General features: G+C 63.4%; 24 protein-coding genes. 8 read left to right on the top strand and 16 right to left on the bottom strand.

Annotated features, from left to right (window positions below):
• Nucleotides 1-10: 10 nt before the first annotated feature.
• Nucleotides 11-1,048, top strand: coding sequence for a magnesium/cobalt transporter CorA (gene corA / locus JST30_02610; GenBank protein ID MBS1713210.1), 1,038 nt, complete (start codon nt 11-13; stop codon nt 1,046-1,048).
• On the opposite strand, the gene JST30_02615 is transcribed toward corA, so the two are convergent.
• On the bottom strand, nt 1,045-1,314 hold the full coding sequence (locus tag JST30_02615; GenBank protein ID MBS1713211.1) for a MerR family transcriptional regulator: 270 nt from the start codon (nt 1,312-1,314) through the stop codon (nt 1,045-1,047). The two genes, corA and JST30_02615, sit on opposite strands and share 4 nt — an antisense overlap.
• 180 nt (nt 1,315-1,494) lie before the next feature.
• On the opposite strand from JST30_02615, the gene JST30_02620 reads away from it, so the two are divergent.
• The 3 genes from JST30_02620 (at nt 1,495) to JST30_02630 (ending at nt 4,854) form a co-directional block, all read left to right on the top strand.
• Nucleotides 1,495-3,447: a hypothetical protein gene (locus JST30_02620; GenBank protein ID MBS1713212.1), complete on the top strand. Its 1,953-nt coding sequence runs from the start codon at nt 1,495-1,497 to the stop codon at nt 3,445-3,447.
• A gap of 1 nt (nt 3,448) precedes the next feature.
• Nucleotides 3,449-4,303 carry a diaminopimelate epimerase gene (dapF, locus tag JST30_02625; protein MBS1713213.1) on the top strand — a complete coding sequence of 285 codons (855 nt, stop codon included), beginning with the start codon at nt 3,449-3,451 and terminating at the stop codon, nt 4,301-4,303.
• 77 nt (nt 4,304-4,380) lie between these two features.
• The gene (locus JST30_02630) at nt 4,381-4,854 is read left to right on the top strand and encodes a DinB family protein (GenBank protein MBS1713214.1); all 474 of its coding nucleotides are present in this window, start codon (nt 4,381-4,383) and stop codon (nt 4,852-4,854) included.
• 48 nt (nt 4,855-4,902) lie between these two features.
• Here JST30_02630 and eno read toward each other — a convergent pair whose 3' ends face one another.
• Entirely contained in the window at nt 4,903-6,186 is a 1,284-nt protein-coding gene (eno, locus tag JST30_02635; GenBank protein MBS1713215.1) for a phosphopyruvate hydratase, read from the bottom strand.
• Nucleotides 6,187-6,210: 24 nt separating this feature from the next.
• On the opposite strand from eno, the gene efp reads away from it, so the two are divergent.
• Together efp and typA are read left to right on the top strand one after the other, a co-directional pair.
• Nucleotides 6,211-6,843 carry an elongation factor P gene (gene efp / locus JST30_02640; protein MBS1713216.1) on the top strand — a complete coding sequence of 211 codons (633 nt, stop codon included), beginning with the start codon at nt 6,211-6,213 and terminating at the stop codon, nt 6,841-6,843.
• A 90-nt stretch (nt 6,844-6,933) separates the two neighbouring features.
• Entirely contained in the window at nt 6,934-8,760 is a 1,827-nt protein-coding gene (gene typA / locus JST30_02645) for a translational GTPase TypA (protein MBS1713217.1), read from the top strand.
• On the opposite strand, the gene JST30_02650 is transcribed toward typA, so the two are convergent.
• From JST30_02650 to JST30_02660, 3 genes are all read right to left on the bottom strand, one after another.
• The gene (locus tag JST30_02650; GenBank protein MBS1713218.1) at nt 8,757-9,767 is read right to left on the bottom strand and encodes a YbaY family lipoprotein; all 1,011 of its coding nucleotides are present in this window, start codon (nt 9,765-9,767) and stop codon (nt 8,757-8,759) included. The genes typA and JST30_02650 overlap by 4 nt on opposite strands.
• Before the next feature lie 12 nt (nt 9,768-9,779).
• Nucleotides 9,780-11,018, bottom strand: coding sequence for an ATP-binding protein (locus tag JST30_02655; GenBank protein ID MBS1713219.1), 1,239 nt, complete (start codon nt 11,016-11,018; stop codon nt 9,780-9,782).
• A gap of 286 nt (nt 11,019-11,304) precedes the next feature.
• The gene (locus tag JST30_02660; protein MBS1713220.1) at nt 11,305-11,862 is read right to left on the bottom strand and encodes a glutathione peroxidase; all 558 of its coding nucleotides are present in this window, start codon (nt 11,860-11,862) and stop codon (nt 11,305-11,307) included.
• A gap of 68 nt (nt 11,863-11,930) precedes the next feature.
• Here JST30_02660 and JST30_02665 point away from each other — a divergent pair, with 68 nt between their 5' ends.
• Complete coding sequence (locus JST30_02665; GenBank protein MBS1713221.1) at nt 11,931-13,019, top strand: N(4)-(beta-N-acetylglucosaminyl)-L-asparaginase; 1,089 nt, start codon at nt 11,931-11,933, stop codon at nt 13,017-13,019.
• On the opposite strand, the gene JST30_02670 is transcribed toward JST30_02665, so the two are convergent.
• Genes JST30_02670 through JST30_02690 form a run of 5 tightly spaced genes read right to left on the bottom strand, consistent with a single transcriptional unit; the run spans nt 13,016 to nt 15,705 of the window.
• Nucleotides 13,016-13,303 (bottom strand): DUF503 domain-containing protein, encoded by a 288-nt coding sequence (locus JST30_02670; protein ID MBS1713222.1) that lies wholly within the window; start codon nt 13,301-13,303, stop codon nt 13,016-13,018. The genes JST30_02665 and JST30_02670 overlap by 4 nt on opposite strands.
• The gene (locus JST30_02675; GenBank protein MBS1713223.1) at nt 13,303-13,710 is read right to left on the bottom strand and encodes a DoxX family protein; all 408 of its coding nucleotides are present in this window, start codon (nt 13,708-13,710) and stop codon (nt 13,303-13,305) included. Before JST30_02675 ends, JST30_02670 begins: the two co-directional genes overlap by 1 nt.
• 37 nt (nt 13,711-13,747) lie before the next feature.
• Nucleotides 13,748-14,146 (bottom strand): hypothetical protein, encoded by a 399-nt coding sequence (locus JST30_02680; protein MBS1713224.1) that lies wholly within the window; start codon nt 14,144-14,146, stop codon nt 13,748-13,750.
• Between the two features lie 43 nt (nt 14,147-14,189).
• Nucleotides 14,190-15,410, bottom strand: a complete 1,221-nt coding sequence (locus tag JST30_02685) for a hypothetical protein (protein ID MBS1713225.1) — start codon at nt 15,408-15,410, stop codon at nt 14,190-14,192.
• A gap of 43 nt (nt 15,411-15,453) precedes the next feature.
• Nucleotides 15,454-15,705: a hypothetical protein gene (locus JST30_02690; protein ID MBS1713226.1), complete on the bottom strand. Its 252-nt coding sequence runs from the start codon at nt 15,703-15,705 to the stop codon at nt 15,454-15,456.
• 133 nt (nt 15,706-15,838) lie between these two features.
• Between JST30_02690 and JST30_02695 the strand changes: the two genes are divergently transcribed.
• Nucleotides 15,839-16,654, top strand: coding sequence for a PEP-CTERM sorting domain-containing protein (locus tag JST30_02695; protein MBS1713227.1), 816 nt, complete (start codon nt 15,839-15,841; stop codon nt 16,652-16,654).
• Nucleotides 16,655-16,691: 37 nt separating this feature from the next.
• Here the strand turns inward: JST30_02695 and uvrB are convergent, their stop codons facing one another.
• The 6 genes from uvrB to JST30_02725 form a co-directional block, all read right to left on the bottom strand.
• Nucleotides 16,692-18,857: an excinuclease ABC subunit UvrB gene (uvrB, locus tag JST30_02700; GenBank protein MBS1713228.1), complete on the bottom strand. Its 2,166-nt coding sequence runs from the start codon at nt 18,855-18,857 to the stop codon at nt 16,692-16,694.
• 15 nt (nt 18,858-18,872) lie between these two features.
• On the bottom strand, nt 18,873-19,307 hold the full coding sequence (locus JST30_02705; protein ID MBS1713229.1) for a hypothetical protein: 435 nt from the start codon (nt 19,305-19,307) through the stop codon (nt 18,873-18,875).
• 58 nt (nt 19,308-19,365) lie between these two features.
• A complete protein-coding gene (locus JST30_02710) occupies nt 19,366-20,223 on the bottom strand; it encodes an AraC family transcriptional regulator (protein MBS1713230.1) in 858 nt (285 codons plus the stop codon).
• Nucleotides 20,220-21,128, bottom strand: coding sequence for a PEP-CTERM sorting domain-containing protein (locus JST30_02715; GenBank protein ID MBS1713231.1), 909 nt, complete (start codon nt 21,126-21,128; stop codon nt 20,220-20,222). Before JST30_02715 ends, JST30_02710 begins: the two co-directional genes overlap by 4 nt.
• A 72-nt stretch (nt 21,129-21,200) precedes the next feature.
• Complete coding sequence (locus tag JST30_02720) at nt 21,201-22,142, bottom strand: phosphotransferase (protein MBS1713232.1); 942 nt, start codon at nt 22,140-22,142, stop codon at nt 21,201-21,203.
• A 49-nt stretch (nt 22,143-22,191) separates the two neighbouring features.
• A complete protein-coding gene (locus JST30_02725) occupies nt 22,192-24,168 on the bottom strand; it encodes a DUF4965 domain-containing protein (protein ID MBS1713233.1) in 1,977 nt (658 codons plus the stop codon).
• Between the last annotated feature and the right edge of the window lie 53 nt (nt 24,169-24,221).

Raw genomic sequence — 24,221 nt, forward strand, 5'->3', positions numbered from 1 at the left:
ATCGAGTTCCATGAGCGATCCGGTGAGCGCAGCGTTCGTCGCCCGAGTCGGGCAGTATTCCGAACCGGGAGGGTTCGCTGCGGTCACGGTCGACGAGGCCCTCAAGACCAGACCTGACAAGAAGGGCCTGACGTGGATCGCCTTGACCGTCCAGGAACCGGAGGCAGCGAAGGACGTCCTCCAGGAAAAGTTCGGTTTCCATCCGGTCGCCATTGATGACGCGTTGAGCGACAAAGAGCGGCCGGGCTACTTTTTCGGCGAGGATTACGTCTTTGCGACCCTGTCACTGGTCACGGGGACGCAAGAAGGGACGAAGTACACGCACTTGGGGCTCTTCGTTTGTCCCCATTGCCTTGTTTCGGTGACGACTCTGGGCTCCGACTTCGTCAACGAGTGGTTCGACCGCTGGAAAGCTCATCCGAAGGAGATCGGAACGGCCAGCGACATGTTGATGAGCGAGTTGATCGACGCGGCCATCGACGATTATTTTCCAGCCCTGGACCGGATCCAGGGCGAACTCGACAGACTAGAAGAAGGCGTCTACCGTGGGGCGCGGCCCGATGTTTCGGCCGCGATCCGGCTCCGGCGCAACCTCCTCGAGATGCGTCGCCAGGTCACACCCACGAGGGACATCCTGAACGGCCTCCTCCGCAGGGATTCGCCCGTCATCAAGAGAGAGACGTGGACGTACCTCCAAGACTGTTACGACCACACCCTTCGCGTCTTAGAGGGGATCGACCTGAACCGGGACATCCTGACCTCCATCATGGACGCACAACTCAGCGTGACGTCGAACCGGCTCAACGAGGTGATGCGGAACATGACTTCGATCGCGACGATCCTCATGCTCATGACCCTGGTCACGAGCATCTACGGGATGAATTTCAAGTACATGCCCGAACTCGATTGGGCGGACGGCTACTTTCTAGTGCTGGGCGTGTTGGCCGTCATCGGAGTCGGGGGGATCGCCGTCGCGACGAAGGTCGGCTGGTTCACGGTCAAATGGCCGTGGCGTCTCCGAAGCCGCGGGCCGAAGTCGAACCGTTAAGCGGCGGGGTCAAAGGTCTGGCGGGCAAGGTGCTTTCGGGCTCCGGCGATCGAAAACATTTCGTCGCGAAGGAGCCGTTTGAGCGTAAAGACGGTCTGGATGTCCTGCGGCCGGTACCGCCGCTGGCCGCCTTTGGTCCTTTCAGGGCACAAATGCCCGGCGAATTCGCGTTCCCAGTACCTCAGGGTGTGGACCTCCACCCCCGTGATGTTACTGGCCATGCTGATGTTGACCGCTTGTCCCGCCTTCGCGCTCCGGTTCGCCATATCCTGTCCGCCGACGTTCGGGCGTGTGCCCACATTCCCATATTCGGCAAGTACCCGGCGATTTTCAGGGGCGGGCCCGGGTTCCGGGAACCACTTCGCGACGTTCCGGATTGAGCCCCATGGGCCGGACAAGACGGAAGATCGCGGACGGTTGTCGTAGAATCTCAGGAACGACCCGACATGGACTCCCCTTGTCCCACACAGGAACAGGCGCTTGCAGAACTGGAGCGGACGGCTCCCGGAGCCCCGTTCTTGGCGCTCGGACAAACGGTCTTCTGGGACGAGCCGATGAAGGCGGGGGTCGCCCTCAGGTCCCGAGAACTGGGATACGCGCGGTCGTTCGTAGCGGGTGTCCACGACACGGACTACTTCGCGAAGCTGTCCCGTAGCGGCAAGACGAGCGGCTACGAAGCCCTTCCCCATAACGACACCACGACCCGCGACCTATGGAGCGCTGCCGGCGAGTTTTCGGCCCTTTTCGGGTCGGAGACGGTGGTCACGCGCGACCTGCTCCAGTCTCACGGCGGCCGGACGACCGAGATCCAGGCCGAGCGGCCCGGATACTTGGACGAACTCACGGAGGCCTGGGGTTGGCGCGGCATCGTTTCGAACGGCCCGGAATCCAGGATCACGGCCGAAAAGCCTATCGCCCCGCTGATGCCGGTCCTTTTCGAGACTTTCCGTTGGGCCGTCGAAGAGTCGCTCGCATTGGTCGCCGGCCCGCATCGGACGGACAGTGAGCGGGCCGCAGAGGCGCTGACCTCCCAAGTCTGCGACGCCTCTTGCGACGGTGCCGGAGACACGCTTTCGGACTTCTTCCAGCGTCTGCTCCCGGTGATGTACCGGGCGGCAGCGGGTCAGAACGTCGAGTTGGACACCACGCGGACGACCGAGCTCTTGAAGTTCAACCGCACGACGTGCTCCCTGCCCCGGTTCGAACTCTTCCGGTGTTTCGTCGAACCCGAGACGCGGCCCTTGGCGGTCCGGGCGTACGACGACGCCATCCGTGGCTCTGAGGTCTACACCCTAGACCGCTTCGGTGCCGGAGCACTGCCGTTCGACCTCTTCGTGCCGGGCCATGGCCGCGGCACGCTTCGCATCGGAAATCGGGGCGGCGTCGTCATGTCGCCGGAGCCCGTCGGATTCTCTTTCAAGAAGCCTCCGCAGACGCTCGAGGACCTGGCCGGGATCATCGAAGACCGGTTCGGCCCGGACTGCGTCCTGATCGGAAAGGCCGTGACCCTTATCGGGATGCTGGGCCACGAGTTCGTTTTCGTCTTCCATGAAGGGGCGAGCAGCTATGTCACACGAAGCCGCGACTTTCATAGGCGCTTGGCCGATGCCGGGCTGGCCTTGTCCCTCAACCCGGTGTTGCGGGTCGACCTCGAGCCTTGGGACGCGCTCGACGAGTGTTGCGCCTGGTTCCGACTTCCGGAACCGATGCGGCGCCCCTTCGGCGTCGACGAAACGAGCGGCCGGAGCCTGGCCACGCGGTGGAAGGAGGTCGTAGAGGAACAAAAGACGCTTCTGGACCGACTCAAATCCCTGAGGCGGCCGTTAGACCTCGTCCGGTTCCTCGACGAGACCGTCGGGGGCCGATGGAACTGCCTGGCCCGGTGTTATGAGAACCTGCACGAAGACATGCTCGCCCTTCATCGCGACGTGGAAAGCGTGAGGGCCGAAAAGGCTGTCGTCCTGAAGTCGGTCAAGGACGCGAAACGGACGCTCGACGAGGCCGAATCCGCCAAAGGCCGCCACTGGCGCGACCGGATCTTTGAGAAGGACGCGACCCCCGACGATCTGGCCGAGCGTGAAGCCCACGTCCGACGGGTCGCCGCCGCCGCCGAACGGGTCGGGGCGTTGGAGCGGGACTGGCGGGACCTGCAGGCCCGTCAGGACGCCATCGTCTCGTCCGAAGAGGCGACGCGGGCAAAGGAGACCCGGAAGAACATGGCCTTTGAGGCCGAACTGGCCCGCGTCAAGCTGATCCGGGAGGCAGTCATGGCGTCGGTCGGTATGGTCAAAGCCGGGCATAGGCCCTCGGCCTGGTGGTTCCCGCTCGTCTGCCCGGACGGAAGTTGGTTCCGGGCGACGTCCCGCAGGGCGCGATACCGATTGGAGCCCTTGATCTGAATTGAGACACGTCCGCTTCTGGAAGACCGAAACGATCGGGAACGACTTCGTCCTCGTCCGGGCCGAAGACGTCGAAAACCTCGATCTCCCCGCCTTGGCCGTCGAACTCTGCGCACGCCGGACCGGGATCGGTTCGGACGGACTCTTGACCGTCGCTCGGGCGCCGTTCGGCGCTGTCCTCCGTATGTTCAACCCGGACGGCACGGAGGACTTTTGCGGTAACGGGCTCCGCTGCACGGCCGCCTACGTCCGGGAGTCGGGCTGGACGGGCGAGCGTTTCCAAATCCTACACGGAGGGCGACGGATCGAAGCCTGGGCCCGGGACGACGGGACGGCCGGGATCGAACTGCCGCCGGCGGACTTTTCGCCCGAAGCCGTTCCGGTGCTCAGTCAAGGCCCGCTGCTCGACGCGGCCGTCCAAGGTGTGGTCGGGACCGCCGTGAGTACGGGAACGGCCCATTTCGTCGTCGTGAGGGACGAGCTTCCCGGCGACGAAGAGTTCGACAGGGTCAGCCCGTTGATCGAGCGAGACCCCCTCTTTCCCGAGCATACGAGCGTGATGTTCGTCCGGCAGGCAGGCCCGAAGCGCCTCGAACTGAGGATTTGGGAACGCGGGGCGGGCGAGACTTTAGGTTGCGGGACTGGAAGCGCGGCCGCTGCCGTCGTCGTCGCCCGCAAGACTGGGACCGGAGGGCGGTACACGGTCGTCAATCCAGGAGGAGAACTCGAGGTTTGCCTTGACGACTGGACAGCGGCCATCGTCTCCGAATCCCGGCCCGTCGTGACCTTCACCGGCACGTTCGTCGTGCCCGTTGCGGCGACGGTCCCGACGGGCGCGCGCGCTCGGCTCGTCTGAGCCCGCCCGAGAGTCCTCGAAAAAACCGGCATCCGCCTTGCCCATGGGCTCGGACAGTCGGAGTAAAGTGAAGGGGTATGAGGGATTATCGCCTCGAAGCCCTAGCGGCCTCGCCAAAGATCGTTGAGCGTGTCCTCCGAGTCTTTCCCCGCGACCGCTATGACGAGCGTCCGTACCACGAAAGTTTGACCTGCCGCGAAATCTTCGCGCTCCTGTCCGATTCCGAGGAGATCGTCCTCGACCGGATCCGCACCGCCAACCGGAAGCCAGGTTCGACCGTCGCATGGTACGAGCCGGAAGAACGGGCCCGCGACAGGCACTATGCCGAGAAGGAGCCTTTCCATGAAGCCGAAGTCTTCGAGTCGCGGCGTCAGATGACGATCGACTATCTGGAGGCCCTCGGCCCCGAGGACTTTTCGAAGACGGTGACCTTGGACGGCCACGGCACGTTCACGATCGACGACTATATCGGGCTCGTCACGGCCCACGACCTCAGCCGGATCGCCGAACTGACCGAGTTCCTCGCCAACGAAGCCGCCACGATCGGCTGACCGGTACCGGCCCGCCTCCGGTCGACAGCCGGAGGCGGGCCGAAAGGCTTAAGCGAGGACGCGACCGAAGGCCGTGCGCCCGCCATAGCAGGCTTGGGTGCCCAACGCCTCTTCGATACGCAGTAACTGGTTGTATTTAGCCACGCGGTCGGTCCGGCTCGGGGCGCCCGTCTTGATCTGACCGCAATTGGTCGCGACGGCCAGATCGGCGATCGTGGTGTCCTCGGTCTCGCCTGACCTGTGGCTCATGACGGACGTGTAACCCGCCCTCTTGGCCATTTCGACGGCGGCCAACGTCTCCGTCAACGTCCCGATCTGGTTGACTTTGACAAGAATGGAGTTCGCCGTCCCGGTCGCGATACCCCTGCCCAACCGCTCGACGTTCGTGACGAAGAGGTCGTCTCCGACGATCTGGATTTTGTCGCCCAGCGCGTCGGTCAACGCTTTCCAGGTGTCCCAGTCCTCCTCGCTGCACCCGTCTTCGATGCTTAAGACGGGGTATTTGGACGTCAGTTGTGCGAGGTATTCGACCTGTTGCTCCCCGCTGAGTTTGCGGCCGTCCTTGTAGACGTAGGTTCCGTCCTCGAAGAACTCGGTCGCAGCACAGTCGAGGCCGAGGAACACCTGCTCGCCCGGCTGGAGACCGACGCTCTGCACGGCTTCAAGGATGTAGTCCAAAGCCATGTCCTGGCTGGACAGGCTCGGTGCGAAACCGCCCTCGTCGCCGACGCCCGTGGCCAGCCCCTTCTTGTGCAAGACGGACTTAAGGGCGTGGAAGATCTCGGCTCCCCACCTCAGGGCCTCGCTGAAGGACGTCGCGCCGACGGGCAGGACCATGAACTCTTGGAAATCGACGTTCGAATCCGCGTGTTTGCCCCCGTTCAGAATGTTCAACATCGGGACGGGCAGGGTGGACGCCGAGACGCCACCGACGTAACGGTACAACGGAAGTCCGGCCGATTGAGCCGCCGCTTTGGCTACGGCCAACGATACGCCGAGGATGGCGTTCGCACCCAAGTTGCCCTTGTTGTCGGTCCCGTCGAGTTCGATCAGCAAGTCGTCGAGGGCTGTCTGATCGGTCGCCTCCATATCGAGCACCGCCGCCGCAATCCGCTCGTTAACGTTTTCGACAGCGTTCAGGACGCCCTTACCGCCGTATCGCGATTTGTCACCGTCCCGAAGTTCGACGGCTTCGAACATGCCCGTGCTGGCGCCGCTCGGTACGGCGGCGCGCCCAGAACTCCCGTCGTCGAGCACGGCTTCGACCTCGACCGTCGGGTTGCCTCTGGAGTCCAAAATCTCGCGCGCGCTGATGTCGATGATGGCGGCCATACACTCCGAAGGATACCGGTGACCATGGGGCACGGCCGAGGCGCGTTGAGGCTCCTGTGCCAGAATGCTCGCCGAGGACGACCGGTGGCGATCGACACGAGTGACTTTACGAACGGCATGGCCTTCTATCTCGACGGGGACATTTATCAGATCCTCGAGTTCCAGCACGTGAAGCCTGGGAAAGGCGGCGCGTTCGTCAGGACGCGCCTGAAGCGTCTGAAGACGGGCAACGTCATGGAGAAGACCTTCCGGAGCGGCGAACGCTTCGAGCCGTGCTTCCTCGAAAAGGTCGCCTATCAGTACCTCTATCGGACCGGCAACGAACTCACGCTCATGGACCTCGACTCTTACGAGCAGGTCAGCGTGCCTGAAAGCGCGATCGGCGATGCCGCACAGTTCCTCAAGGAGGAGACCGAAGTCCAAGCCCTCACCGCCGACGGAGAAGTCCTCGGTTACGAGCTTCCGAACTTCGTGGAGCTGAAGGTGACCGAAGCGGAGCCGGGAGTACGCGGGAACTCGGCCAGCGGTGGCGTCATGAAGGGCGCGACGGTCGAGACCGGGGCCCCGGTCCAGGTGCCGATGCACATCGAAGAGGGGGACGTCATCAAGATCGACACCCGTTCTGGCGCCTATTTGGAGCGGGTCAGCAAAGGCTGACCCTGGGACCGATCGGCCCAGCGGTCGGAGCCTTCCGACCGCCCAATGGCAGGAGCCTGAACCTGCCTCCTGGTACCCTAACGCTTCCCCATGTCCGCGGAACAGATCCGGAACGTAGGCATCATCGCGCACGTCGACCACGGCAAGACGACCTTGGTCGACGCGCTGTTCCGTCAAGCCGGCCTTTTCCGCGAGAACGAGGTCATCAAGGACCGGGTCATGGACTCGAACGACCTGGAGCGCGAAAGGGGCATCACGATCCTGAGCAAGGTGGCGAGTTGCTCGTTCCAAGGGACGAAGATCAACATCGTCGACACGCCCGGCCACGCGGACTTTGGCGGCGAGGTCGAACGCGTCCTCAGCATGGTCGACGGCGTCCTTCTCGTCATCGACGCCTGTGAGGGCCCGATGCCTCAGACCCGGTTCGTCCTTAAGAAGGCGTTCGACAACGGACTGAAGCCGATCGTCGTCGTCAACAAGGTCGACCGTGACGGCGCCCGCCCCCACGACGCCTACGACAAGACCCTCGACCTTTTCATCGACCTCGGGTGCGAGGAAGACGACCTGTTCTTTCCTTACGTGTTCGCGAGCGGCGCGGGCGGGTTCGCCCGAAGCGAACCCAACGGCGGCGAGTCGGACATGCGGCTGCTCTTCGAGCTGATCGTTAAGCACGTTCCGGTGCCGAAGGTCCAAGAGGACGGCCCCGTCCGGCTCCAAGTCAACAACCTGGACTACTCGGACTACCTGGGACGGATGTTCGGAGGCAAGCTGCTCCGAGGCAGGGTCCACGTCGGCGACCGCCTGACGTGCGTCGGAGAATCCTCGCAGCAGAGCTTCAACGTGACGAAGCTTTGGATCTACGAGGGACTGAAGATGGTCGAGCGCGACGCGGTCGAAGCAGGCGAGATCGTCATGATGTCGGGCCTCGACGACGTCTTGATCGGCGACACGGTGTGCGACGCCCAATACGTCGAGCCGCTACCGCGCATCGAAGTCGAACCAAGCACGCTGACCATGAACTTCTTCGCCAACAACTCGCCGCTGGCGGGCAAGGACGGCGGCAAGTTCTTGACCATCCACAAGATCCGCGAGCGGCTTGAAAAGGAAGAAAAGGTCAGCGTGTCGCTGAAGATCGACCGGAACGCTCCGGCGGACACGGTCAAAGTCGCCGCCCGTGGCGAGATGCAGTTGAGCGTCCTTATCGAGACGATGCGGCGCGAGGGCTTCGAGATGGCGATCGCCAGGCCAGAAGTCATTTTCCGTCAGAACGACCTTGGAAAGCGCCTGGAACCGGTCGAACAGTTGACCCTCGAGTTCGCCGAGGACTCCACGGGCGGGGTCATGGAGGAGCTGAGCCGAAGGAAGGCCGAGATCGAGGACATGCAGTCTCTCGGCAACGGCCGGACGCGGGTCGTCGCCTCGATCCCGACCCGCGGACTGATCGGTTTCCGCTCCGTGTACCTGACGTTGACCCGGGGTTCCGGCATTCTCGCCTCGATCTTCGAGGGTTACGAGGTCTACCGCGGCGACGTCCAGAGCCGGACGAACGGCTCGCTGATCGCGAAGGATCCGGGCAAGATCACGCGGTACGCCTACGAGCACATCATGGAGCGGGGCCAGTTCTTCCACACGGTCGGCACGGAAGTTTACGGCGGGATGATCGTGGGAGCGTGCGCCCGCGACGAAGACCTCGTCGTCAACGCGACGCTGCAAAAGGCGGCCACGAACATGCGGAGCGCGACGAGCGACCAGACCACGGTCATCGACCCCCACCGTGATTTCTCGCTCGAACAGGCTCTTTCCTGGCTCCGCGACGACGAGCTTCTCGAAGTCACGCCGAAGTTGCTCCGGTTCCGAAAGAAAGTCCTCGACCATTCGGAGCGCAAAGTCTCGGAACGCAAGAGCGCGACGGTCTAAGCCTGTCCGGATTCACGGACCAGCTTGACTTCGCGCTTCGAGGCCCAACCTTGCAAGGGCACGCGGGTCGTGGCCCGGTTCCGGAAAAGGGTCTTCCCGTCGGCCACGATCCGCACGTCTAAGTACATCCGGTCGTCTTCACGGATCCCGCTCACCTCGAACGTGCTCTCAAAGTTGGCAGGAGGCGTCAGGACGAAAAACTTCGTACTGCCGAAGCCCGTTTCCAAGGCGTCGTCCCTGTCCCGAAGCAGACTGACGACCATCTCGGCTCCCAAGGGCAACGTTTCGCGGTGGATCCACGTCGCGTAGCCCGTGACCCGGACCGTCGTCTTTTGTTCGACGGCTCCGGATCCGAGCGGCCCGGCCGGATCGGCCCAAACTCCCAGGGCCGAAAGGGGGACACGGACCTGATCGGCGTCGGGGCCGAGCACGCCCGGACCGACTGCGAACGCCAGGTTCGTCTTCGTGACGGCGAACGGCCCGAGCAAGTCGGGCGAGAATTCGGACAGCGGCTCGAGGCCGTGCGCCTTTCGAGTCTCGTTTGCGGGCTGTAACACAAGGTCTGCAGTGAACTTCGCGAGGTCCGCGTCCTTCTTGAAGACGTCCGGAATCTGGAGCGCCTTTGGTTCGCGACGGACAATCCCGACCGTGACGGGGCTGAGTTCCGTGACATCGGCCTCCCCCGCCCCGGTCTCATTGACTCGGACCTGGAAGCTGACGAGCGTCGGTCCGGCTACGCTGACGAACGAATCGAGTCGAAACTCGCGCGGTGTCGAGGGCAGGACGATGGTGTCCTGACGTCCGGCGGCGAACGTCCGGAACCGGGCCTCGCACTGCTCCCGCAGAATCTGGTTCGCCTTCACGGTCAGCGGGGCGTCGCCGCCCAAAACGGGGTACTTCGCCGATGCCTTCCAGCGCCCCGGCTTTTCCTCGGACAGCTTGACCCAGGTCACGGTCGGAACCTGCGCGTCCTGAATCAACAGGGCCAATATCCCGACCGCGACCATGGTCACAGTTTACTAGTCGTCGTCGTCGTCACGGACGTGCTCCGGGATCGCGGGCGTCCCTGCCGCAACCTGCTTGCGCAACGCTTCGACCTGGGCATCGAGGACCTCCTCCATCGGGACGGCACCGTCGGCGCTGACCCACGCCATCAGGGACGAAAGGCACAGTTCCTTGAGATAGGCGAAGGAAAACCCTTCCGTCGCTTCTGCCAGGCGTCCGATCGTCGCACCGTCTGGTTGGAAGCCTTCGCTCCACAGACGGGTCTGCCTATCCAGGTAGGCGGACCGGAGGGAGGGCTCTGGAAGTCCAAAACCGACCTTCCGGTCGAAGCGCGACGGCCTCTCGACCAAAGCCGGGTCCAGTCTCTCCGGATGGTTCGTCGTCGCGAGGACGAGGATCCCTTCGTTCTGCGCGAACCCGTCGAGTTCGTTGAGGAAGAACGAGAGCTTCTTCGCCGTCACGACGGAGTCGACGTCCTCGATCAAAACGATACACGGAGCGACGTTCCTGGCCCTCGTGAAGACGGCCTGGATACCAAATTCCTCGCTACATTGCGACCCGATGAACGACCGGACATAGAACGTCGGCTTCTGAAGCCGGTTCACCAGGGCCTTCAAAGCGTGCGTCTTACCGTTTCCCGGAGGGCCTGTCAAAAGCACGCCCCGTTTCCACGGAATGCCGTACCGCCGGTATGTTTCGCACGCGTTGAAGAACCCCTCGGTCGCGTCGAGCAGCGCAGCCATCGTGGACGGGTCAAGGATCAAGTCTTCGAACCGTGCCGACGCGATCTGCCGGACGAGCCCCTCGTCGCGCCGCCAATAGCCGTGGGCGAAGACGAGGATCTCGCCGTGGACCTGGTCGCACCACCGACAGACTTCGCTGAAGAACTCTTCGGCGAGCGGTCCGGTCTCGGCGATCAGGTAGTGGCGCACGGTCTCCGACGTCGTCAAGAAGAACGTATGGAACCGATGCCCGCGCCAGAGCACTTCGCAAAGGGAGTTTTCGACCTGTACGGATTTGACGGCCGAGACGTACTCGGCTTTGTGCTTGACCTGCGGCCGGACCGTGTCCAGCACCATCAGCGAGCATTTGCCTTTGTCGGCGTAAAGTGTCACGTCGAAGCTACAGTCCTCCGTTTCTAGGACCGCGCAACCGGGGAACGCCTCGGCGATCGCTCCACCCATGATGTAGGTGGCGGCGCAAGGCTGTGCATGCAGGGCCCGCGTCAGGGCCTCATTGAGCTGTCTGACCATGTGAAATTTCGTCCCTTAAGGGTCGGGGGGCGCGACGAGGCGCAGAGAAGGCGCAGAGAAGGCGCCGCGTAGCGGCGCGAAGGGTGCGACGGCGCGCTAGGCGCCGGGAAGAAGGCCCAGCACCGACGCGACGTGGTTTGCGGGTCGGCAGAACGTGAACATGACGGGCGGGACGATCATGGCACGACGGCACACGGGCCAGACGGGACCTGCCGGCTCAGGGCCTGGCAACATGGGAGCTGCGTCAAAGGACGCGGCTTCCGCTCTCAGCGGGACTCCGTTCCGGTCAACGGGACTTGGTCGCGATCTCCTTCTCGATCGCTTCGACCACCTGCGGGTCGTCCGGCTTCGTCCTGGATCCGAAGCGGCCGACGACGTGTCCCTTCCCGTCGACCAGGAACTTTCCGAAATTCCACTCGATGTCCTTTCCGTCCGTGTTCTTGATGAGCCAGGTGTACATAGGGTGCTGTTCCGGGCCGAGCACATGGATCTTCGAATAAAGGGGGAACTTGACGTTGTAAGTCGCGGAACAGAACTCCTTGATCTCGGCTTCGGTTCCGGGCTCTTGGCCTTTGAAATCGTTACAGGGGAACCCGACGATGACGAACCCCTTGTCCTTGTACTTCTCGTAAAGGGCCTCCAAGGCCGTGTACTGCGGCGTCAGGCCGCACTTGCTCGCAACGTTGACGACGAGGACGGTCTTACCCTTGTACTCCGACATCGACCGGACTTTGCCGTCGATATCGGTCATCTTAAAGCTGTGCCACGAGTCCGGCACGGCCGATGCCGACTGCGGGGCGCCTCCGTCGACGGCGGCCAGAGCGAGCGAGAGCGCGAAGAGCATGTCTTTGTATACCAAAGAGTGCGTCCAGGACGCGCCTCTCTGGTCGAGAATCGGGATAAAGTGGCCGAATGTCCCGTACCATCAGCCGCCGCGACCTGATCGCGGGGGGCGCAGGTCTGGCCGTCGCGGCCCGTGCTTCCTCGTTTCCCGGCGTGTTCCTCCCTTCGGCCACGAAGCCCGTCGTGGTGTCCAGCAGCAACGGTCACATTTTCAAGAACGGTGGGCCGAGGACGTGCGTCCAGGAAGCGTTCTTGCGCCTTTCGGGCGGGACAGACGTCTTGGAAGCCCTCGTCGCCGGCGTCGCGATCCCCGAGCAAGATCCGACCGAGACCTCGGTCGGTTATGGCGGTCTGCCCAACGCCGAAGGCGTCGTCCAGCTCGACTCGTGCGTCATGCACGGGGCCAAACGTTGGGCCGGCGGCGTCGCGTGCCTGGAAGGCGTGAGGACGCCGGCGGCGGTCGCACTCCGCGTCGCCGGCGACACGGACCATCATCTGCTCGTCGGAAAGGGCGCCCAAGATTTTGCGCGCAGGCTCGGGTTCACGATCGAAGCCGACCTCAACACCGACACCTCGCGCAAGGCGTGGCTGGAATGGAAGCGCCGCACGGATCCGGACCATTACCTCGACCCGGGCAAGCGGTCCGGTGGGCGACAAGCGCTCCTGTCGATGATCCAGGAAGGCCTGATCGATCCGCTCCATGCCTACGGGACGATCAACTGCAACGGTCTGAACGAGAAAGGCGAGATCGCAGGAGTCACGACCACGAGCGGGCTCGCCTTCAAGATTCCTGGACGCGTCGGCGATTCTCCGATCCTTGGTGCAGGGCTTTATGTCGACGGTGCCGTGGGAGCGGCCGGATCGACCGGGCGTGGGGAGGCCAACCTCTACGGGTGCCTCTCCTTCTTGATCGTCGAAGAACTCCGTCGGGGCGTCCATCCGAAAGACGCGGGGATGGCGGCGATGAAGCGGATGAAGGCGAACACGTTCGAAAAGCGTCTGAAGAACGAAAAGGGCGAGCCGAACTTCGGCATGGAGTACTACGTGCTCGACGTGAAGGGCCGCCACGCGGGGATCAGCACCAACAAGGGTTCGCGGTATGCCGTTTGCGACGAGAACGGGGCCCGCCTCGAGCCGTGCGAATACGCCTGGGGTTAGGGCCGCCAGAGATCGCGCAAGACGCTCGTGACCTCGACTTCGGGATGCTCGTCGAAGGCCTTTTCCACGTTGAACAGCACCTTCTCGACATGACCCGCATCGTTTGACGGCACGGTCGCGCAGACGAGCGCGTTGCCCCAAAGGTCTTGGTCGCCCACTTCGGCGATCGCGACATGGAAGTCGTTGCGGCACTTCTCGATGAGCCCGCGCAAGAGGTTCCGTTTATCCTTCAGCGATCGGCAACCTTCCAACCTGAGATCGAGGGCGACGACTCCGACGACCATCAGCCGAGCCTCCCGACTCCGGTCAGGACCAACCCGAGCAGGGCGCCGACAAAGTACGTCGCGAGCGTCGCAGCACCCGCATAGTCTTTTGCGACGCGCTGTCCGAAGAAGAGCATGCACAGAGCCGCGCAGCAAAGGCCCAACCCCAAGGTCTGCGCTCCTGCCAGGGCCGGGACGAACAAAGCTGCGGCGCCTGCCGCACAGCAAGCTCCTGCGGCCAACTCGACGACCGTGACCGTCGCCAGCATCACGGGTACGAGTTTGGCCAACGGGGACTTTGAAAAATGCCCGGTCAACCACTCGAGGTTGCCTTTCCGGTCGGTCACTTTGTCCAGCCCAGATTGTAGGAACAGGACGGCAAAAAAGAGGCAGGCGAACGCCTTTCCCAAGGCGAGGGCATCGAGCATGTCTTTTCCTAGAGACGGTCTGCAGGGGCCCGAGTCGTCACCGCAACGTGGTGACGAGCCGTCTGACGGTCTCGTAAGACAAGTAAGGCGCGTCGGGTGCGACCAGTCCACCGTGGATCAGTTCACGGATCTTGCCCGACGGTATCGTGCTCGCCTTGGCGAAGACGTACGTCCCGACGTCCTGGGCCAATGCGACCCGATCGGCCCTCAACATGCGGCTTTCCGACCATCCGAGCGTTCCCAAAGGCGCTTCGAGCAGGACGCCGTCATCGAGGAGCGACTCGATCTCGGGACGTAGGCCCGCCATCGTTTCTTCAGCCCGACGCTTGGCCTGCCAAGCCTCGATCCACGTTCGGACCAGGCGCTGCTCTCGAGTCTCGGAAACGTCCCGCACCCGCATCAGCCGAACGTTCGGCAGTTCCTTACGATCATCCATCGCCACCGACCTCTCCGAGGCGACAGTGTCTCACAAACGTACGTCACGGTGCAAGATCGACCCATCTTCTTTTGAGGAGCGGCCCGGTCCAGCCTGGGCGGTCGAGGAACATGATCCGGACCCGGCCAGGGCCGTCGCCGGGACGTGACAACGTCCGACAGACACGACGGATCACCTGTTCATCGGGAAACACGGGGGCGTTCATCGCGGCCAGCGCCCATTTTCCGACGTTGACGGCGCTGCCTTCCGGATCGGGCCGGAGGACGCCCGCCAGGGAGGGAGGAGCTGCAAAAGCACGCTCCTGGTCCAGGACGACGATCGCTTGGACGACGTCGCCGGTGTAGAGCGCGGCTGAGAAATAGGGCGGCCATAGGCCGAAGGGGCAGAGCGAAGGCAGGAGGCCCATGAGGACGACGGCCGCGGACTTCGTCAGGTCGCCCTGTCGCCGGAACAAGCCCGAGGCGAGCCGGAAACGGTCCGCCTTCCAGAAGAGCGTCAGCACGAGCAAGGCGTTCCCGACGTTCCAGGGCCAGACGCTGGAGTTGTAGTCGCGGCCCCAGGGTCCGAGCATCGCAAGAAGGAAGGCGTGCATCGCCACCAGACCGACCACCGCAACGTTCCTCGTCTTTCCCCACAGCAGTCCGAAACCCAAAAGGGCTTCGACGGCCGGCGGGACGAACCAGAGCTTCAGGACGGTCTCTCGGAATCCAGGTTCCAGATTGTCGAGGACGGGCTGGAACACGAAGGCGAACGACGAGTGCTGGAACCCGAAATTGAACTTGTGCAGTCCGCTCCAGACGTACGTGAACGCGATGACGACCCGGCAAGCGTCCAACGACCGTCCGGTGTCATCGTCGGACGTTGCGGACCGCACCGTCGCCAGGGCTGCCAAAAGCAACACGTCTTGATAGAACCAGGGCTGCCATCGGTTCGCATCTCCCAGAGCCACGAACACGGCCAGGATCAGGAAAGCGATCAGGAACGGACGCGCCGGGACACGGGCCACCGAGACGACCAGTAGGCCGATGAGGGCGAACAAGGCGAAGGTGTCGAAAGGGGGAGGGAGGTTCGGCCAGAACGCCGGTACGGGGACGAGCGGAAAGTCGCGTCCGGTCGTCCAAAGGGGTGCCGCGACGATCATGGACGCCAAGAGGGCCAGTGCGGTCACGGCCTTGACGGCCTGGAACCTCCGCGATTCCATGCCGCCGATCGACGGGTCTGAAGCTCCCGAGACCAAAGTCCATAAGGTCCGGACGTCAGGCAAAGTCGTCTCCCAATTCGGGGTCGATTCTATCCCGCTTGGAAGGTCACAGGTGCCGTCTGGGCACCGCTCCGGCCCGGACGCGCCGGGGAATGGGGCGCTGGGTCTGACCCGACGTGCGGCCGTAGAGGAACGGGGCGGCGATACAGCCGATCAAGAGGGTGTTGCCCGTCCATCGCGCCGCGAAGAGCAAGAGGTCGAGACCCTTCCCGTCCGACGGGGCATGGACGGTCAAGACAAGGGCCAGAGCGGCACAAGCCGAGAAGGTTTGAGGACTGAGGCGGGCTTTCGGTCTCATCGGATCGCTCCCCGGTGTTCCGTGTACCTGAAGACGTGGAGAAGGGTTGCACTCGTTCGACCTGACTTCGGTCACCGAGGAATCCAGGCCGGTGTCACGTTCGACCGACAATCTCTCAATAAGGAACCGCAGCATGAAACGAACCGCCCTCCTCGTCGCCCTCGTCGCCGCTTCGCTCTCCCAAGCGTCGATCGTCTCGGTCACCAGTGGCGACACGCTCTTGGGGAACCGTCCGTCGAACCTTCTCACCAATGGAAGTTTCGAAGCCGATGCCGGGTCGGCCACGAACCTGTCGTATTGGGCGACGGGGACGACGCTGACCCCTTCGATGAGCTTGACGGGCTGGACGGCTTCGGGAGGGCCGCAAAACTACGCGCAATGGGGGAACAACGGTCCACAACTCGTAGGCAGCGACACGATCCCTCACGGCGAGAACGCGGTCTACTTCGGAGCCGGCATCATGATGCCGCTCGCCATGGACCCGACGTTCGCCCCGGACGGTTCGGTCAGTTTCTCGGGCAACCCGAACATCCAACCCAAACCCGGCTTCGGGCCTGTGACCTTGAGTCAGACCGTGTCGGGGCTCAACACGTCCCAGCAGTATCTGCTCGACTTTTGGGCTTCGGGCGAGAACGCCGGGTTCAGTTCCTGGGGCGACGGTTTCTTCGGCCTCGATATCACGGGCGAAGCACAGTTGTTGCTCGCCGCTCCGGGCGGGCTCTCCGGACTCGGCGCCTCACAGCGCTATTACATCGTGTTCCAACCGACGGCGTCCTCCGTCACCCTGACTTGGACGAACTGGGGGCACTACATCGACAGCTTCGGCCTGTTCCACTCGGAGCTCGTCATGGACGACGCCATCTTGAATCCGGTTCCCGAACCGGGGACATTCCTGGTCCTCGGCCTGTCGCTGGCGTCCTTAGCGGTCCGGCGAAGGCGTCGGAGGTGATCCGTGCGCGGTGCGGGCGGGCGACAAGGCCTTCAGGCTAGGACCGCCCGCGCCGCCTCGGATCCTTGCGCCTGGCGCTGACCCCGATCTTGCCGTCCGTGACGCCCATCACCTTGCGAAGCTGGACGATCTCGTCCCTGACTCGGGCAGCCTCTTCGAACTCCATGCCTTTGGCGAAATCCTTCATCTGACGTTCTAAAGCCCCGATCATCATCGGGATGTCGTCGATGTTCACCGTTTGGTCAGGTTGCGACTTGACCCAGACGCGTGCGCCGTCGCCCCCGATCTTCAGGAGCGGAGAGTCCGAAGGGTCTCCTCCGGTCTCGTCCGGCTCCGGCGGCGAAACGTCGCCGTACTGCGAGACCAGTTCCCGCACGACTTCGTAAGACCGGACGGTTTCGCGGACCTCCTTCTGGATGGTGTACGGCTCGACCCCGTGCTCTTCGTTGTAGGCAAGTTGGACTTCGCGGCGTCGGTTGGTCTCGCCGATGGCCCTTTCCATCGAGCCCGTGACGTTGTCCGCGTAGAGGATGACAAGGCCGTTGACGTTGCGGGCCGCGCGTCCGATCGTTTGGACGAGCGACGTTTCGGAACGAAGGAACCCTTCCTTATCGGCGTCCAGGATGGCGACGAGCGTGACCTCGGGCAAGTCCAGGCCTTCGCGCAACAGGTTGACGCCGACGACGACGTCGTACACGCCGAGCCGAAGGTCGCGTAAGATCTCGGGGCGGTCCAACGAATGCACGTTGGAGTGGATGTAGTTAACTTTCACCCCCAGGTCTTCCAAGTAACCGGTCAGATCCTCGGCCATCCGTTTGGTGAGCGTCGTGACGAGCGTCCGTTGCCCCTTGTCCACGCGCGTCTTGATCTCGTTCATCAGGTCGTCGATCTGGCCTTTCGTGGGGCGGATCACGACTTCGGGGTCCACGATGTAGGTCGGTCGGATGATCTGCTGGACGCGTTGCGACTCTTGCTCGCCTTCGAACGGGCCGGGCGTCGCGCTGACGAAGACCACTTGAGGGACCCTTGTCAAGAACTCCTCGAACTGGAGCGGCCGGTTGTCCAAGGCGCTGGGAAGCCGGAACCCGTAGTCGACGAGCACTGACTTGCGTTGCCTGTCCCCGTTGTACATGGCTCGGATCTGGGGCAGCGTGACATGGGATTCGTCGATGAAGACCACGGCGTCGCTCGGCAAGAAGTCGAGGAGCGTGTACGGCGGCGTTCCGGCTTCACGTCCGTCGAAATAGCGCGAGTAGTTCTCGATCCCGTTGCAGAACCCGACCTCACGGATCATCTCGAGGTCGAAGTCCGTCCGCTGCTTCAGCCGCTGGGCTTCCAGCAGCTTTTTCTGTTCTTCGAACCACACGACCTGGCGGTCCCTCTCGTCCTCGATCTGAGCCAGCACGGTTTCGATCCGTTCCCATGGCGTGACGTAGTGCGTGGCGGGAAAGACCGAACAGCGTGACGGCTCGTCGATGACGTCCTGGGTCAGGGGGTCGATCAGCCGGATCCGCTCGACGGTGTCGCCGAAGAACTCGACCCTCGTGACGATCTCTTCGTCCTTCGGCTGGATGTCAAGGACGTCGCCCTTTCGGCGGAAGGTGCCACGGTCGAGAACGATGTCGTTCCTCGTGAACTGCATCTGCACCAGCTTCTGGATGGCCTCCTGCATCGGAAACTCCACTCCGTTTTCGAACGTCACGACGGAATCCGCATAGACGTCGGGCGAACCCAGGCCGTAGATACAGCTCACGCTCGCTATGACGACGACGTCTCGCCGCTCGAGGAGTGCTTGGGTCGCAGCGTGGCGCAACCGCTCGATCTCTTCGTTGACACTGCTGTCCTTTTCGATGTAGAGATCGCTTCCAGGGACGTAGGCTTCCGGCTGATAGTAGTCGTAATAACTGATGAAGTACTGGACCGAATTCTCGGCGAAGAAGGCTCGGAACTCCTGGCACAGTTGGGCGGCCAGGGTCTTGTTGTGGGCGATGATCAGGGCAGGGCGTTGCGTCTGCGCGATGACGCTCGCCATCGTGAACGTCTTGCCCGTTCCCGTCGCACCGAGAAGGGTCTGGAAACGGTATCCGCTGTCGATGCCGTCGCAGAGTTGCTCGATCGCCTGCGCCTGGTCTCCTTTGGGCGTGTAGTCCGGGTTCAAGACGAAGGGCGTGTCGTAACGGACGATCGACTGCACGGAAGACATGTGGACTTCAGTATACTAGCGCGGCTCTGGATGGCGGCCGCTTTGCGCTACCGTTTCGCCTCCCAGAGTGACCGCGACCCGGATCTTCGGCCGGCCGTCCTCGCCCGTCAGGAAGACGTAGCGCGACGTCTCCGTCCACACTTCGTTGCCGGCAGCGTCAAAGCCGGGCCATCGGACCGTCGCTTCGGACAGGCGGTCGGTGAGCGGACCGTAGCTCTGGACTTCCGGCCTTGTCGCTAGGATCCCTTCGTCATCGTAGAATTTTCTCCCTTCGGCCGACATCGTGTGGAGTTCTTCCTCTGAATGGAGGACGAACGCGCCTTGGTGTCCGATGAAGAAGGCGGGAAAGTCGAAGGCGGAGGCGATGCCCGCCCGGTCGTTCTCGCTCAGGGCCCGTCCGAAAGACTCCAAGGCTTCGACGGTCCTCTGACGGCGTTGTCCGTCGTCCATGTGTCCTCCAACGTCGCAAGACGGCACCGGATCGAAGGGACCCAGCGGCAGGACAAGTTCAATCGGTCCCGGGTGGCGCCGCGCGCAACGACAGGCACACCTTTGTTCGGACCGTCTCGAAGGGCAACGGCCACTCCGCGTACTCGTCCCACGAGCACGCCGCGTCCGGCCAGCGGCCCGTCATGTGCGTCCATGCTTCGTGGCGCTCGTTCCGTTCGACGAACCGGACGGTCTTGACCGTCAGGCTCCCTGGGATCTCTAGGGTCTTGAACCCGTCACAAGGACGCTCGCCGTCGCTCAGAACGTATCCGAGGTCGGCCCGCATCAGGTCGCTGTGCGGACACGTCCAGATCGAATCGTGGTACACGGTCACCCACCTGCGGTTTTCAAGGTACGGGACCGTCTCCCATCCCAACGACAGTTTCGCGTAGTTCCCGGTGTGCCGGACCACGGCCAGCCGCACCGCTGGGGTGCGGTCCAGTCGTGCGTCGAACTTGGTCTTGCGGACTTTGTCACCAGGCTCGGGCTCCCACTCCGGAATCCAGTGCAAGCCCTCGTCCGACGGCAACCGCCACTCGTGGTGCCCTGCGTCGAAGCCGCTCGGCGGGACCCCGTACGCTTTGCGGAACGCCCGCGAAAAAGCCTCGGGCGAATCGAAGCCGGCAGCTTCCGAAGCTTCTAAGACACTGGCCCCTTGGGCCAGACGGCAGGCGGAACGCTCGAGGCGGATCCTGCGGAGAAAAACGCTAAGGTTCTCGCCCGTCAACGCTTGGAAGACGCGCGTCAGGTGGAAGCGGGAATAGCCGCAGGAGTCGGCCATGTGCTCGGCCGACTCAAAGTCAAGCGGCGAACGCAAGACGCGGCCGATCAGATCGCCCATGACGATCCCGAGCTCCCGCCGCGTCTTGGCCTTCACGGCTTCGACCGTCTCCTTTTGAGAAGGGCCGTCCCTGCGGCGGTCAGAGCCATCAACGACGCAGGCTCGGGGACGACGAGAAGGCTGACCGGCCCACTGAGGCCCGTGGTCACGAAGGCACCCTGGAACGCGCCTGTCGCGGCATCGTAGCGAAGGATGCGGTTGTTCCTCCAACTGGTCACGTACAACGAATCTCCGTAAAACGCCATGCCGGACGCTCCGTTCAGGCCACCGGAACCGGTGGTGACGAAGGTGTCGACGAACGCACCCGATGTACCGTCGTAGCGGAGCACCCTGTTCCCGTTATCGCTCGAAACATAGACATAGGGCCCACGCCACAGCATTTGTCGGGGTTGTGACAGCCCGCCCGAACCGGCAACGACGAACGCGCCCTTCGAGGCACCCGTCGCCCCGTCGTACCGCAAGACCGCGCCGCTCCAAAAGCTCGGGACGTAGAGGTCGCCGTCAGGCCCGAAGACCGTGCCGAGGTCGGGCCCATCGAGGCCGCCGGAACCTGCGGTCACGAAGGTTCCCTTCGGCGTCCCGTCCGGTGCGTACCAGGACACGCTGTCGGTATCGAATTCTGCGACAAAGGCCGACTTGTCGTGTCGAAAGGCGATCGCGGTCGGCGACGAGGCCGTCGCGAAGCGGCCCTTCCAGGAACCGTCTTGGGCAAAGGTCTCGACCGATCCGGTCAGTTCGCTCGTAGCGTAGACCTTGCCGTCCGGCCCTAGGGACATTCCAAGAGGACCGTTCAAGTGACCGCCCTCTACAGGGCCGATCAGCGTCCCCGTCGTCAGGTCGTACCGTTTGATGTGGTCGCCCGTGTAGCTTCCCACCCAGAGTTCTTCGGCAAGGGCGGCATGAGTGATGAAAGCGGTCAGGAGAAAGAAGGTCGTTCGCATCGGTGTGCTCCGTGACCATTCTCCGGCGGCTTGTCGGACAAAACCTGACCGGCGGTGCGGAATTCAGCCCGTCTAAGGGTTCCAGCGCTTCCATTCCGGTGGCATGGCCTCGAGTCTCCACCGAAGTTCCGGGACACCACCGACGGGGAGCCGCCACCAGGGACGGCGGAACAGAGAAGGGTCCAGAAACGCCGGTTCGCCGACCGCAAGCGCGCACCATGACCAGAGGACGCGCGCCTCGAATCCTTCGTCGGTCACACCGCCCGCGTCCCGGTACGCCGTGACAAGACCCGGCAAAGCCCACAGCGGAAAACCGGAAAAGTCGACGGCCGGATCACCCCAGCACGCGTTACCCCAGTCAAGGACGACGACCCGGCGGTCCTGGACCATGACGTTGTACGGATGAAGGTCATGGTGGACGAAGACGTTCTGGTCCGGAGGGCCGAGAGGGTCGTACGGGAACGCTGTCGAAAGCCGAGCGGTCCAGGCCTCCAGCCACGACGATTCCGACGGTGTCAACGACCCCTTCTCCGCGAGCGACGCCGTTTCGACGGCCGGGTCGTCGACCCACCATGGATTGAGCCGCGCGAGAGGGTCGGGGACGTCCGCGGTCCGGTGCAGGGCCGCGATGGCGGAACCAAGGTCGTGCAGCAGCCAAGACCACTGGGCTTCTGCCTCTTCCCAGGTCTCGAAGACGGCGCATGTCCCCAACGTCTCGCCCCAGACCCGCTCCGTGACCATGACAGGAGCGTCGACGATATCCCGGTCGTCGTCGAAGACGATGATCTTCGGCGTGTCGACACCGGCCCTAAAAGCCGCCGGTGCGGCGACGGACTCCGCATAGAGGGGCGGTTCATAGTCGGGTTGAGCCGGGATCCTGACGACCGCGCCGCCGACAGCCCAGATGTCGTTGATAATGCCGAGTTTCCGCATCGGCACGACGGGGTTCCCAAGGCCGTGTTTATCGGCGACGGCTTGGACGGATTCAGGCGAGAACGGGCGGGGCTCCACCAAGAGGTGAAGGTACCCGTTGAAGTGCCGGTGCCCGCCCGGGGCGTCCTCGCTAACCCGGTAGTTCCGGAATCAACAGCGGCATGAAGACGCCGCCGACGACCGAGCGGGCCCGGAACCCGACGCACTTGCCCGTCTTGGTGTCGAACCAGTCGGTCAACGGGATCCGGTCAGGTGTTTCGTTCATCCATTTGTAGAGCGGCGCCATGATCGCGTCGAAATCCGACTTCTTGGAAGCCAGGCATGCCGTCCATACCGTCCAGTCGAGTTTCGTGTAGTCCGCTCGGTTATCGAGGGGCAGTCCGAAGGTGTTTTGGTTCTTCAGATACCAGGCGACTTCTTTGTCGTAGACCTCTTGTGGGAAGAGGCCCAAGTTCAGCACTTTGTCCCAGACGAGGTTGTACTTCTGGCTCCAACTTCCGGCCCGGTCGAAGGCCAACCGGTAGTGCCCTTGGTCGTCGGCGAGCTTCATCCACTCCTTGACGAAGCCTTTGGCCGTGTCGTCCCATCGCTTCATCGTGGCCTTGTCACCGAGGTGTCCGGCCATCCGGCCGTAGCAGGCCATGGCCACGATCGCCTTCACCGAGAGGTTGGCGTTGTGCGCCATGTGCCCGGCAAAGTCGTCCGTACAGAGTTGGTTCCCGGGGTCCACGCCGAACCGCTTCAGGTACTCGGCCCACTCGGTCAGTTCCTTCCAATAGGACTTGATGAACGCTTCGTCGCCGGTCTTCTCCAGATACGCGGCACACATGATCAGCATGTTGCCGCTCTCTTCGACCGGCATCTGGTTCTCCTCCGTCTTTTCACCGCCGCCGTAGACTTGCCCGTTCGCCTTCGGATACTGGCCGAGGTCGTGGGGCGCGAACGACCATTTCCACCTTGGCGAAGCGGCGTAGTCGAGGACCGGCTTCAGGTTCGCTTTGAGCAGTTCCGGGTTGTACGCGAGGAAGATCGGGCAGGCGGGGTACATGACATCGACCGTTCCGATGCATCCGTTGCTGAAGTTCTCCTTACTGAACATCAAGAGGCTGCCGTCTTCGTCCCGGACGATCTTATGCGCCGCCAGGCTCTGCCTGTACGACAAAACGGCCAGATCGGCATAAGGCCGTCCGCCGACCTTCGTCCACGATTCCATGAGGGAGCGGCCGTAAGACTCGTACGAACTTGCAGGGCGGGCCGTTTCTCCAAGCTCGGCCAGGAACGGTCGGTCACCGGTCCTCCAAGCAGCCCGAAGCGGCCGTCGGAAGTATTCGATCGCAAAGTCGTCGTCATAGGCGAGTTGCATCCGGAACGTCGTGGGTTCTGCACCGACCCCGGACACCGATTGGACGCACGCCATGACGGGCCAGTCGTCGGAGACCGCCCGAGGGGTCCGGAAGTCGTCGTCGACAGGAAGCGAACCTGAGGAAGCGAACTGACGGCGCACGTCCTCGCTCCCCCCGAACCCGATCTGGCCGCCGTTGGGGATCAAGTGAAGCACGCCCCAGTCCGAACGATGGTCGTCGCCCGTGCGGTTCAGCGGTTTCCTGCCGTCGTGCCACATGGCGGCGACGTCCGATCCGCCCTTGCGCAACCGACTCCACTGCACCGACTGGGACGGGTCGTCGACGACGAGTTCGCCCGAACAGTCGAGGTAGACCGCGACGTCGTGCGGCTTCCCGTCGTCCGACAGGACCGTCACTTCGACGTCGGTCTGGTCTCGCGAACACAGGTCCGGGTCACGGACGTCTTGCCACGGCAGGAAACGCACGGTCAGCCGGATCCCGGCCGCGCTGAACGTGTAAGCGGTGACGTGCGGAAGGACCTCCAACGAGACTTGGTCCATGGCTGGAAGTCCGCCGAGCCCGCGGCTCATCCATCGGAACGCTTTGCCGTCGATGCGGGCCATCCCGCACATCGCCTGGTTCTTCCCCGTCCAATGCTTGGTCCAATCGTCGGTCAGACGGTCGTTGAACGACCAGACGGAGAAGAACGGATCGTGAGTGACGAGGGGTACGGCGGGCGGACGGAAGTCTTGGAGCATGAGCATCGAGGCGGCGACCAGCGTGACCACGAGGCGAGTCTAGCCTACGTGACCTGGGC

The sequence above is a fragment of the Armatimonadota bacterium genome (genome assembly GCA_018268395.1).
In the GTDB taxonomy this organism is placed as follows: domain Bacteria; phylum Armatimonadota; class Fimbriimonadia; order Fimbriimonadales; family Fimbriimonadaceae; genus JAEURO01.